The following is a 12,736-nucleotide window of genomic DNA, read 5'->3' on the forward strand; positions in this document are numbered from 1 at the left end:
AGAGTTGCTGTCTTTTTAACACTTTTCACTATCTTTAGTACTGTAGCATCCCTTCCAATTTTAATTCAAGTACAAATCTGGTGTCAACTCTATCTTCCCCGGCACTACACATCTTTTATTCATTATTAACCAAAATCTTTTTATTATGAAAAATGTATTTTTCTGCGCCATCGCGCTACTGAGCGGAGTTTTTATGTCTGCACAAATTGTGAATGTTAATCAGTCAAACAATTCAAACTTTGCCAATGTGGTACAATCCGGCGGGACCACTTTAGCTCCTAATCAGTCGGATATTGACCAATTTGGAAATTTTAACAATGCAAATTCTTTTCAAAATGGTATAGGTAATTTCTCAAAGATAGTTCAGGGTTCTACTTTTATTCTAGGTGATTTAAATTATAGTGATTTAATTCAGATTGGAGATTTCAATTACTCATGTGTTGAGCAGCATGGAGATGAAAATGAGAGTGATGTTACTCAAATAGGAAATAATAATCTTGTAGATGGATGGCAAGAGGGAGATTTAAACGATAGTGATGTTGATCAAACGGGAGATGCTAATGTATCAGACTTTTTTGTAGTTGGGAACCGCAATGATTCGGATATCGCTCAAACGGGAGACGCGAATTATTCTGAAGTTAGACAGTTTTTAAATAGAAACCAATCGGATATTAATCAGTTGGGAGATTCGAATGCAAGTTTCGTGGTTCAAGATGGAAATCGCAACCGCGCGGATGTAGATCAGATAGGAGATAATAATCATTCGTTTTCTGAGCAAAATGGGAATCGTAATTTTACAGATGCTTATCAGCTAGGAAATGCAAATGCAACCGAGCTTTACCAGAATGGAAATCGCAACCGATCGAATGTAACTCAAATAGGAGATTCTAACCTTGCAGATGCTGAGCAAACTGGAAATAGAAATCGCAATACAACCTATCAGGCGGGGGATTCAAATTTAAATGAAGTGCTTCAACAAGGAAACCGTAATTTAAGTGAAGTAGAGCAATTAGGAGATTTTAATAAAAATGAAACCGAGCAGTATAGTAATGATAATGTAGCAAAATTGTATCAGAATGGAAGTTTCAATTGTTCAAAAATTTATCAGTTGAGCACAGGAGGACCACACGCAGTAACTGTAAACCAGGCCGGAAACTTTAATAATGTATGTATTTTAATGCAGTAGGCGTTATTTAAGTCTAATTGCAATTAGTTTTTTGATTTCGTTTTCAGAAGCGGTTCTCGATACTATCCGCCTATGGCGGATCACTCGAACTGACATTTAGAATAAGTTTAAGATAAGTTGTAATAGCGAAAAAAGCCCTTCAGATTGATTTCTGAAGGGCTTTTTTATGCGTCATATTTTGGTAATTGAATGAAACTGACCGTTCAATCCATCAAACTTGTAGTTGGCTATATGCTTCTTTCTGAAGGAGATAAAGGAATCTACCTTTAATTCAATTAATCAAACTAATAATCATTTAAATCTTACAATTATGAAATATTTAGTATTAGGCGCAATGGCGCTACTGGCAACCACAGCAATGTTTGGACAAACACAAACGGGAAATGGGAATGGTTTAGCAGTATTAACGAGCTTCAGTAATGTATGGCTCACTGATCAAACAGGGAATTTTAATGACATCGATATCCTACAAATTGGAACTGGAAATGACGGTAAAGTTATTCAAGGTAATGTAGGAGCACCAAGTCACTTTAATAATAGTGATCTAACACAAATTGGAGATTACAACTTTTCCTGTGTTGAGCAAATTGGAGATGACAATGATAGTGATGTAAGTCAAATAGGAAATGACAACTGGAATGACGGGTATCAAAATGGAAATGATAACGATCTCGACGTAAGTCAAATTGGAGATTACAATTTATCAGCATCTCGTCAAGTTGGGAATAGAAATGAGGCAGATGCGAATCAGATAGGTGATGATAACTTATCGGAAATCGCACAAAATGGGAATCAGAATCATGCAGATGTTGATCAGTTAGGAGATAACAATTTATCGGTTGTAGAACAAACCGGCAACAAAAACAGATCTGATGTGTACCAATTGGGAGATAATAATTTAGCGCATAACGTCCAAACAGGAAATCAAAACATGTCGGACATCGATCAAAGAGGGGATGATAACTTAACTACGGTATTTCAGATTGGCAACAAGAATAAGAACTTAACAATTCAAGAAGGTAATCGCAACTATAATGAGATTTTACAACAAGGGAATAATAACAAAGTGGATGTTCAACAATATGGAGATGATAATAAAAATATTACCCATCAATTGAAAAACTGGGGGGATGTTACAGTACTTCAAAACGGGAATCTTAACTGCTCAAAGGTATTTCAAACCCTTACCAATGGTTCAACAGCAACCGTTACTCAATTAGGAAATAACAATACCTCTTGTATTTATCAGTAGATAAATGATTCGTGCAAATTAATAAAATCAAATATAAATTAGTAATCAATTAAATATAATAATTATGAAAAATTTACTCTTAGGCGCAATGGCGCTACTAGCAACTACAACCATGTTTGGACAAAACAACACTTCGACAATAAATCAGGTAGGAGTCGGCAATTTTGCAAATTTGGTTGTTAAAGGATCCAACAATATCGCAGATATTAGTCAGAATGGAAATGACAACGAGGCGGATATTGAACAATGCGGTGACGGGAATTTTGGAAAAATTGAGCAAGAAGGGGATGGTAATGAAAGTTATCTTACTCAAACAGGCAACGAAAATTTTTCATGCGTGGTTCAGGTGGGAGATGAGAACTGGAGTGATGTAGATCAAACGGGTAATGGTAATTTTAATGATGGGTATCAATTTGGAAATGAAAATAAAAGTGATGTAGATCAATTGGGGAATGATAATCAATCAGAATTCGACCAACAAGGGAATGAAAATAGATCCCGATTACTTCAGGTTGGTGATGAAAATGAGGGATATGTCTCACAAACAGGAAATAAAAACAAATCTAAAATCAAACAAAAAGGTGATCGTAATCTTTCCTCTATTGATCAAAACGGAAAAAACAACAAGAATAAAAGTGTTCAAATCGGTGATGATAACGAAAATATCGTAGCTCAGGCTGGTAAAAGAAACCGAGTAGATGTACGGCAGAAAGGCAATGATAATGAATCAGATATTAATCAGATAGGTAAGGATAATGAATCTTTTTTATTTCAAAAGGGAAATGACAATGACAATTATTCCTTTCAATTTGGAGATAGAAATTATAATGATATCACTCAGGTAGGAAATGATAATTTAAGCGTGGCAACACAAATTGGAGATGATCATAAAAATTTGACTCTTCAAAGAGGAAATGAAAATAAATCGTATGTTACACAAAGAGGAAACCCGCAATGTGCAATAACTTTTCAGCTTGGGCATAACAATACTTCTATTATCGATCAGAGAGGAGCTAGTCTTACCGCCACTACTATTCAAACAGGAGATAATAACTTTGGATTTATTATTCAAACAGGGGCAGCAACCTTTAGTGATGTCTTAATTCAGACAGGAAGCGGTAATTTTGGCTACATTGATAACGTGATTTATCCATAGTTTAAATTAAGGATAATCAGTAATCAATTCATGAAAAACACCAATCAGTTTGGGAAATCTGAAAGGTGTTTTTCTTTTTTAAAATTTTCTAAATAGATCCAAAATCAAGCTCATTGAATGAAACTAACAACTCTATAGATCAAACTAACTCTTGAATATATGCCCTAGTGAAAAAAGAATTAAGGACCATACCTTTATGTTAGCTTAATAGATGTGGCCACAACGAAAACAAACCTTAAGTGAAATTTTAGTTTACGCTTACTAATTTTGAAAAACACCGATCAGGTTGGGGAAGCTGAAAGGTGTTTTTCTTTTATAATATTTTGCTAAATCGATTTAAAAACTAACTCATCGAATGAAACAAATAGTTTGTCAAATAAAACTAACTATTGGAAATATGGCGAATTGAAATACTAACATCTGCTTATACTTTTATGTTAGTTAATCAAACTAGTATTCATTTAAATCTTACAATTATGAAAAATTTAATTTTAAGCGCGATAGCGCTACTGGCAACAACGGTGATGTTTGGACAGATCACTACTTGGCAATCGGGAATCGGGAATACTGCTCAAGGTACTCAACTTAATGGAACAGTGCCGAATCCAAATGTATCCAATATGGATCAATGGGGGAATTTTAATTTTGTAGATACCTATCAAGATGGTGAAGGTAATTTTTCAGATACGGATCAAGGCAACTCGGTCGATCTAAGTAATAACAATACTATTGATGTCGATCAACTTGGTGACCACAACAAATCTTATGTTGAACAAATTGGTGATGACAACGATAGTTTTGTACTTCAGGAGGGAGATTACAATTTTTCAGATGTATATCAAAAGGGCGATGCGAATACAGCTTATCTCGATCAGTGGGGAGATAGAAATTCAAATAATCAAAATCAATTAGGCGATTCTAATAGTGCAGAAGCATATCAGTATGGTGACAAAAATAGCTCACAACTAGATCAGCAGGGCGACGATCATTCATCTTACACAAATCAAGAAGGAAATAAAAACAAAGCAGCTACAATTCAACTTGGAGATAGTAATTTGGCGGATTTGAATCAAGAGGGTAATCAAAATGAAGGTGACATCTTTCAATCCGGAGATAGTAATTCGGCAGACTTACTACAACTAGGAAATAAAAATAAGGGATCCATAAGTCAAAATGGTGATGCAAATGCTGCTTATTCCCATCAAGAAGGAAATAAGAACAAAGCGAAAATGAACCAAACAGGAGACTCTAATGCGGCATCGTTAGGACAATTTGGCAACAATAACAACAGTGTGCTTTCACAAAGCGGAAATGCTAATTCGGCAGTATCGCTTCAGACTGGAAACACTAACAATTCTATCATTAATCAAAGTGGCAACAATAATTATGTATTATCAACTCAATCGAACAATAATAATAGATCAGAAATCGATCAGACTGGAAATCTTAATAGTGCGAGTCTGATGCAGAATGGGAAACAAAATGTTTCGGATATAGATCAGATTGGTGATTTCAATTATGTGGATGTAAAACAAACCGGCATTAAAAATACAAACTTAAGTTATCAACAAGGAGATTTCAATTCAAATGGTGTTACTCAAACTGGAAACAAGAACGATAACTTTGTCGTTCAATTTGGTGATGCTAACTCAAATACTATTACGCAGGCAGGAAAAAATAATGACAATACTTCATTACAAATAGGCGATTTCAATTTTAATCAAATAACTCAAACGGGTAATAAAAACGATAGTGATGTTTTGCAACTAGGAGATTCCAATAAAAATAAAACCCAGCAATTAGGAAACAAAAACGTATCTGACGTGAGACAGTTTGGTGACTTAAATTGTTCAGATGTTTATCAGTTAGGAAATAAAAATAATGCTATCGTTGATCAAACAGGAAATAGTAATACAGCTACCATAGATCAAAGAGGAAATAATTTTACAGCTACAATAATTCAAACCCCAGGAGCTTTTAATAACACAGCAACAATTGAACAAGGTTCATTTTTTGGCCCTGTAGGACCTATTACAAGTACAATAATCCAGAATGGAAGCAGCAATCTAGCTGTCGTTAAAACAAACCAATTATAAGTAAAATTTTAATTTACGCTTGCTAGTTTTGAAAAACACCGATCAATTTGGGAGAGATGAGAGGTGTTTTTCTTTTTTAGTTTTTTGCTTCATCGGCTCAAAGTGTCCGTTCATTGAATGTAACTCACTGTTAGTTAGATGTTACCTTGAAATTTAAAGAAGTGCGCTTACATTTGGATTATCAATAAAAAATCAATTATTAATATTTAAAACCTCTTCCAAATGAAAAATTCAATCTTATGCGCAGCAGCGCTTTTAATCGGAACCGCGGGAATCGCACAATTAAACATAGCCAACATAGTACAAACTGGCTTGAACAATAACTCCAACAATGTTCAGAATGGAGTTTATAATGAAATTAAAGTGATTCAAAACGGAAATTCAAATAACAGTTTAATCGCTCAGAACGGAACCAATAACTTTTCTTGTGTAGAGCAAGATGGCGATTGGAACTATAGCGAAGTCGATCAAACAGGTAATTACAATTCGAACGTAGGACTTCAACAAGGAGATTTAAACTTTTCAGATGTTGATCAGGATGGTGATAACAATAATGCAGATTTCGACCAACTAGGAAATCAGAATGCAAACGCTCAGAATCAATTAGGAGACAATAACGATTCTCAAGTTTATAGCGATGGCAATATGAATGCAACAGCTACAGATCAACAAGGAGATAGTAATTCTGCTTTTGTCTACCAGGATGGTAATCAAAATGTTGGTGACATCGCCCAGAGCGGAGATAGTAATCTCGGTTATATTTATCAGGATGGTAATAAAAATTCTGGGGATATAGAACAATCAGGAGACTCTAACCAAGCTGAAATACTACAATTTGGAAATAGAAATGCTTCTGCTGTAACTCAAACAGGTGATGCTAATTTTGCTGTAACAATTCAGACTGATAGAAGAAATGTATCAAATGTAGAGCAAACAGGAGATGGTAATTTTGCCTTCGTCCAACAAGATGGTAGACGAAACAGCTCAGATATTAATCAAACAGGTGATGGCAATTATTCTACTGTTTCTCAAACGGGAAGAAAAAATGTCAACTATAATTCTCAGCAAGGAAATTATAACTCGAATGATATCACACAAATTGGAAGACGTAATGACAGTTATGTATTACAATTAGGAGATTACAACAAAAATACTACTGTACAAGATGGAATCAACAACGATTCAGATGTATATCAAATTGGAGATGGAAATTGTTCAGATGTATTCCAGGATGGGAATAACAATGTAGGCTTAACAGTACAAGTAGGAAATAATCACATTGCAAATATTCATCAAACAGGAAATGGAAATAATGCAACCATTGGTCAGCTAGGAGGAACACCTTTCAATACAACCATTACTCAAACCGGCGGAGGGAATCTAACCAAGATCAACCAAAACGGAAGCTTTTAATAAATTTAGTTACTTATTGTTTTAATTCAGAAAAAACCTTTCAGTATTCCACACTACTGAAAGGTTTTTCTAAGTAATAAAAAAGCCATATAATATCATAATTCAACTGCGATAAAGAGTTAATAATGAAGTTTATAGCGTAAAAGCTGAATTAGGTCGAATAGTTACTGTAAAGAATTCAGATTTGATTACCTTATTAAAATTGTAAATGATTTTTATGTTATGAAATCACAATTACTCATCCTGTCCATCTTCCTTTCAGTGTTCATTTCGTACGCTCAAGTAGGAATTAATACAGTCTCGCCCAATGCAACCTTGCAGATAAATGCGACAAATAGTTCCTCACCCGGTCGTAGCGACGGGATACTTATTCCAAGAGTGGATAATTTTTCTGTTATAGAGCCTTTACCCGCCCAGGATGGTATGTTGATTTTTGTTTCCGGAGATGGAACCCCCGAAAAAGGATTTTACTATTGGGATTCAAATCAGTCGACATGGATTCCCCTTAATCGCAAACGACATTATGTGGGTGAATTATATGAAGGCGGAATTGTTTATCACGTAGACGAAGACGGACAGCACGGATTAATCGCTAGTTTAAACGACCTGGGAAGTAGTGTTTCCTGGGGACTTTCAGGAGTTGACGTGAACAATTGTGAAGATTTTATCGACGGAGCGACAAACACAGCTTCTATTATTTCGGCGGGCGGACCTGCTGGTTCGGCTGCTGGTCTATGTAATGCATACGCTGCCGGAGGATTTACAGACTGGTACCTACCAGCCTTGATAGAATTAAAACAAATGGCAGATGCACTCGTTACCATAAATCCAATACTGATAAATGATGGGAACCCTTTAACCGTTCCTGTTGACGTAGGTGGAACTGCATCTACAAGTGGCTTTTATTGGTCTTCGACCGAAGGAAATGCAACTTTTGCGAGAAATTACACCTTTACATATTTTGATGCAAATTCAAGTCAGAAGTGGCAAACAGTCAATCGAGTTCGAGCAATCCGGTCTTTTTAAAACGGGTAATAAATTGGTATTATAAAATTCGTACATTGCATGAAAGTAAACTTTTGTTGCACGAAACATACTATTTCGTAAATTAGTGTTTTAAACAAATCTTATCCTTAGTAGTTTTACTTCTGAAGTTCCCTATTGAAGTGTAACTATTGGCAGAAAGGAAATTCAGCAGTAATCCCCTTTTTAATCATTTTTAGTAAGTGTTTGGTCTTTCAGAATATATGAAAGTTCATCGCTATTAAAATTTTTCAAAAAAAACAATGAAAAATTAATTCATTAAAAAGAAGTGGAACTATAAATTTTAAAATTATGAGAAGTATTACACTAAGCGCATTAGCGCTGATTACGGGAATTTCAATGTTTGGACAAGCTAACACAAGTTCGGTGGTACAAATAGGAATTGGTAATATCGCTGCGATTAATCAAATTGGAACTAATCATGAATCTTACATTGAGCAATATGGAGATAATAATGATGCGGATGTATATCAGGAAGGCGACAACAATTTTAGCGAGGTCATTCAGGAAGGAGATGAGAATATTAGTGATACTGATCAGGTCGGTAATAATAATACTAGTTTGGTCTCTATTGTAGATAATATAAACCCAGGTGCTACAAATAGTAATTATACCGAAGTCACTCAAATTGGGAATGATAATTTTGCACAGGTAGATCAAAATTGCGCATTTAATGAAGCTTTTGTATTCCAATGTGGAGATGATAACTATGTGAAAACAGTTCAAACCCATGGAGACACTAATTATCTATGGATTTATATAAAGGGTGATAGTAACAAAGTCTTTGTTTGGCAGGAGGGTGAACCCGGAACCGATAGAAATATATCATTTAGTACGGCAGTAGGCAATTTTAACTGTCAAGACATTTATCAATTTGGGCATCAAAACTATTCCTCAATAAATCAACAAGGAAATTTTAATACAACATTGTCCAGTCAAATAGGACAATTTCATAATTCTATTGTAGACCAGATAGGAGATTTTAATTTGACTGTTGTCAATCAAACAAACTAATAACCAAATATGTCTTGCTCTAATAAATTCCCATCGTCATGAACTTAAAACACTACATATCGACTTTACTTTTAGGCCTGATCTGTAGTTTTTGCTTTTCTCAGAATTATATTAATTATTCCGAGAAAGATGGCCTGGCAAGTAATAAAGTGTATAGAATTACCCAAGATCATAAAGGCTTTATTTGGTTTATCACAGACAAAGGAATTAGTAAGTTCGATGGTACCACTTTTAAAAACTTTACAAGAAACGAAGGGTTGCCGTTAAATGAGATCATCCGATTTAGAATTACACCCAACAACAGATTTTGGTATTTTTCCAGAAGCAAGGAGCTTGGTTATATCGAAAATGATAAAATTTATCACTTTGATGCAGACGATGGTATTACGATGCGTCCGGACCAAGGGATTAATCAATCTGGAAACGATATTTCATTTTTAGGGGAATATCAAAATTATCATTTTGACAAAACTACTTGGAGATCTGAGGATCAAAATAATGAAAATTTCAAACTTTTAAACAGAGAAGTTTTTTATATAAAAGATAAAAAAAGTGCGCGCTTAGAAGATTCTATCGGAAACAAATTGCATACGTTTGATACTATTCCCGCTATCCGACAGGCTTATCAGTTAAATGATTCGCTCTTTGGGGTTCTTACCAATAAACGTTACGAATTGTTTAATTTAAACACAAAACAGCTTACTACAGGAGAGTTCTCTCCCTCGCAGAATCCTACATTTGTTTCACTGGACTTTCATTGGGTCAACAACCGACTTCAACTTGTAGTTGGTGGATATCTTTATTGTTTTAATGAGAATTTGGAAGTGGCAGCGGTTCAAAACAGCCCACCTCAGTTGAAAACTACTTTTAGTTTTAAAGACAGAGATGGATTTACCTGGTGTGCCACAACAGAGCATGGAGTTTTTAAGCTTCCGAAGGAATACAACAATATGTCTTCTTTTTTTAATGGAAAGTCAATATCAAAAATCACAAAAGCTAAGAACACAATCTATGTTGGAGTGAAGGGAGATGGCGTGTATAAATTTGATACTAATATTCCCAATTTATGGGTTAAGGAACCAAAACCATTATACAATGTAAATGAAATTAATAACACAATTTATTATAGCTTCGGAAGTCATTACGTTGCAGAAAGCAAAGGGCGTACTAAGTCAAAAGTAGACGACAAAGATTATTATGCTGCGGGTATGTTGAAGTACAATGATATCTATTTTTCTGAAGGATGTTCAATGGTCTTTCGAATGAGCGATGATCTTTCAAGTAGAAAAAGATTTAAAGGTCATAAATTCTATCAAGGGTTATTTAAAGATAGGGACTCTCTCTTCACTTTTAGCTATAATAATATGTTGTATTATGACAATGCGAAGAAGCTTTTTGTGCCCTATCGTAGTGAACAAATTGGGAGAAGATTAATGAGTCATTCAGCCATAGAAAACACCACTTTTATTGGTACAGAAGGAGATGGGCTCTACGGATTTAAGAACGGAAAACTTTTCAAATTAGTCAAAAATGACTTGGCTGTAGTGTCAAGTATCGGAATTGAAAATGAAAACTCTATTTGGGTAGTTTCCGAAGGTGTATTACTGCATTATTATAAAACCGAAGCGAACGAATTCGCTAAAAAAGAACATCACTATTTAAGCGGTTATCCCACCAATAATTTAACTCAGGTCTTTTTCGATAAGGAGAAATTATACTTGGGTTCGACATTAGGATTGACAGTAATTGACAAAAAAGATATAGAAGAATCTATTGATTTTGAAGTGTATTTGAAGGATGTTCAACTTAATGGTGAAAAACAGTTCAAAGATTCGTTAGAATATGTGTACGCAGCCGACATGAGTTTAAACCTTAAGTTTTGGTCGATGAATTATTACGATACAAAAAACACAACCTATCAATATCGTTTGGCACCTATTCAAAATAATTGGACCAGTACCGCATCTGGAGAGGTTAATCTTTTCGACTTACAACCCGATTCCTATACCTTGCAACTCAAGGTCGATCAAAGCGACACAAGTAAGACTTTGTCTATTCCAATAAAGGTTATTCCAAGATGGTGGCAAACTAGTATGTTTTTAGTATTAGCCTTTTTATCAGGAGCATGTTTGGTTGGATTTGTTATTTGGAATATAGTTAAATACGAACGTGCAATAAAATTAAAAAAATTAATACGAGAAAAGCAATTAGCACAAATACAATTGAAAGCACTTAGATCGCAAATGAATCCACACTTTGTGTTTAATTCCCTTGCAGCCATACAGTACTATATCAATGAGAATGATTTTAGATCTTCTGAAAAGTATTTGGTAAAGTTCTCTAGATTAATTCGCACTTTTTTCGAAATGTCAAAGGAAAACGAGATAAGCATAGAAAGTGAAGTATCCTTGCTAGCAAATTATTTGGACGTAGAGAAACTTCGTTTTAGAAATAAATTTGACTATATAATTGACATTGACCCAAATCTAGATAAATGGAAAAATAAAATTCCTACTATGTTACTTCAGCCTATTGTTGAAAACGCAGTCAACCATGGTGTTTTTAATATGGAAGACAAAGGTCTTATTGCTATAAAATTCAGAAAATTATCACAAGATCAATTAGACGTTTCTATTTCTGATGATGGAGTAGGATTCAAGAAAACAGAGAAATTAGAAAATATAGGGAGAACCAAATCTTCAAATGTATTGAGAGATAGATTGTATTATTTGAATAAGAGTAGATTTTGGAGAATCGAATATAGCACCAAGGAAGCATTTCCGGAGCGTGAGAATAAAGGCAATGTTTCAACTTTTACCTTAAGAACTCTATAATGAATTCAAAAACAGCGATATTAGTCGATGACGAATTTACTGCATTGAAGGGGCTTCAGCAGAAAGTTGAACAAATTTTCCCGGAAATAACCATTGTAGGTGCTTTTCAGAAGCCAAAAGAGGCACTCAAAGTAATAAAACAAAAGAATCCTGACATCTTATTTCTGGATATACAAATGCCCGGAATGACTGGATTTGAGTTGCTTTCAGAGTTAGACGATCTTCACTTTCAAGTGATTTTTGTCACAGCCTACAACGAATACGCGTTAAAGGCTTTTAAACATTCGGCTGTCGATTATATTCTTAAGCCAGTTGATAATGACGAGTTAATACATGCAGTTTCCAAAGCGCTTGAAGTAATCAATCTAAAACAACAAAGTGAAAGCAATGCAAAATTGGTTCATATTTTGTCGGAAACCTTCACAGATACCAATAAAATAATAGTTCCTACAGGGAAAGGACTTTCGTTTATTCCACAGCAGGAGGTCTTTCATATTGAAGGTTATGAGGGGTATACCAAATTTCATCTCACAAACAAGAGTGAAATTCTAAGTTCTTATAACTTGGGAAAATTCGAGAGATCGCTGAGTAAGATTTTCTTTAAATGTCACAAATCACATATCATCAATGTCGAAAAAGTTCGGAGCTTTGAAAATGAAGGCTACTTGGTATTGGAAAACGACTACAGAGTTCCAATTTCGAAAGCCAATAGAAAAGTTTTCCTCGATTTATTTAATTAGG

General features: G+C 34.6%; 9 protein-coding genes. All 9 read left to right on the plus strand.

Annotation, left to right across the window (positions count from 1 at the left end; translation table 11 throughout):
• The first annotated feature begins 145 nt into the window (after positions 1–145).
• The 9 genes from BXY75_RS09855 (at position 146) to BXY75_RS09895 (ending at position 12,735) form a co-directional block, all read left to right on the plus strand.
• Positions 146–1,186, plus strand: coding sequence for a hypothetical protein (locus BXY75_RS09855; protein ID WP_121907584.1), 1,041 nt, complete (start codon positions 146–148; stop codon positions 1,184–1,186).
• Positions 1,187–1,496: 310 nt separating this feature from the next.
• Positions 1,497–2,438 (plus strand): hypothetical protein, encoded by a 942-nt coding sequence (locus BXY75_RS09860; protein ID WP_121907585.1) that lies wholly within the window; start codon positions 1,497–1,499, stop codon positions 2,436–2,438.
• 64 nt (positions 2,439–2,502) lie between these two features.
• Positions 2,503–3,594 carry a hypothetical protein gene (locus BXY75_RS09865; RefSeq protein WP_121907586.1) on the plus strand — a complete coding sequence of 364 codons (1,092 nt, stop codon included), beginning with the start codon at positions 2,503–2,505 and terminating at the stop codon, positions 3,592–3,594.
• 476 nt (positions 3,595–4,070) lie between these two features.
• Entirely contained in the window at positions 4,071–5,690 is a 1,620-nt protein-coding gene (locus BXY75_RS09870; RefSeq protein ID WP_170152877.1) for a hypothetical protein, read from the plus strand.
• Positions 5,691–5,912: 222 nt separating this feature from the next.
• Positions 5,913–7,103 carry a hypothetical protein gene (locus tag BXY75_RS09875; RefSeq protein WP_121907588.1) on the plus strand — a complete coding sequence of 397 codons (1,191 nt, stop codon included), beginning with the start codon at positions 5,913–5,915 and terminating at the stop codon, positions 7,101–7,103.
• 222 nt (positions 7,104–7,325) lie between these two features.
• On the plus strand, positions 7,326–8,129 hold the full coding sequence (locus BXY75_RS09880) for a hypothetical protein (protein ID WP_121907589.1): 804 nt from the start codon (positions 7,326–7,328) through the stop codon (positions 8,127–8,129).
• Positions 8,130–8,438: 309 nt separating this feature from the next.
• A complete protein-coding gene (locus tag BXY75_RS09885) occupies positions 8,439–9,161 on the plus strand; it encodes a hypothetical protein (RefSeq protein WP_121907590.1) in 723 nt (240 codons plus the stop codon).
• A gap of 38 nt (positions 9,162–9,199) precedes the next feature.
• Positions 9,200–11,995 carry a sensor histidine kinase gene (locus BXY75_RS09890; protein WP_121907591.1) on the plus strand — a complete coding sequence of 932 codons (2,796 nt, stop codon included), beginning with the start codon at positions 9,200–9,202 and terminating at the stop codon, positions 11,993–11,995.
• Positions 11,995–12,735, plus strand: coding sequence for a LytR/AlgR family response regulator transcription factor (locus BXY75_RS09895; protein WP_121907592.1), 741 nt, complete (start codon positions 11,995–11,997; stop codon positions 12,733–12,735). Before BXY75_RS09890 ends, BXY75_RS09895 begins: the two co-directional genes overlap by 1 nt.
• Position 12,736 lies beyond the last annotated feature (1 nt).

Origin of the sequence: Ulvibacter antarcticus, assembly GCF_003688405.1 — a bacterium.
In the GTDB taxonomy this organism is placed as follows: domain Bacteria; phylum Bacteroidota; class Bacteroidia; order Flavobacteriales; family Flavobacteriaceae; genus Ulvibacter; species Ulvibacter antarcticus.

What these genes read in the sequence shown, in the direction of transcription:
- BXY75_RS09855 (WP_121907584.1), top strand. Translation starts at nt 146, where the DNA reads ATGAAAAATGTATTTTTCTGCGCCATCGCGCTACTGAGCGGAGTTTTT.
- BXY75_RS09860 (WP_121907585.1), top strand. Translation starts at nt 1,497, where the DNA reads ATGAAATATTTAGTATTAGGCGCAATGGCGCTACTGGCAACCACAGCA.
- BXY75_RS09865 (WP_121907586.1), top strand. Translation starts at nt 2,503, where the DNA reads ATGAAAAATTTACTCTTAGGCGCAATGGCGCTACTAGCAACTACAACC.
- BXY75_RS09870 (WP_170152877.1), top strand. Translation starts at nt 4,071, where the DNA reads ATGAAAAATTTAATTTTAAGCGCGATAGCGCTACTGGCAACAACGGTG.
- BXY75_RS09875 (WP_121907588.1), top strand. Translation starts at nt 5,913, where the DNA reads ATGAAAAATTCAATCTTATGCGCAGCAGCGCTTTTAATCGGAACCGCG.
- BXY75_RS09880 (WP_121907589.1), top strand. Translation starts at nt 7,326, where the DNA reads ATGAAATCACAATTACTCATCCTGTCCATCTTCCTTTCAGTGTTCATT.
- BXY75_RS09885 (WP_121907590.1), top strand. Translation starts at nt 8,439, where the DNA reads ATGAGAAGTATTACACTAAGCGCATTAGCGCTGATTACGGGAATTTCA.
- BXY75_RS09890 (WP_121907591.1), top strand. Translation starts at nt 9,200, where the DNA reads ATGAACTTAAAACACTACATATCGACTTTACTTTTAGGCCTGATCTGT.
- BXY75_RS09895 (WP_121907592.1), top strand. Translation starts at nt 11,995, where the DNA reads ATGAATTCAAAAACAGCGATATTAGTCGATGACGAATTTACTGCATTG.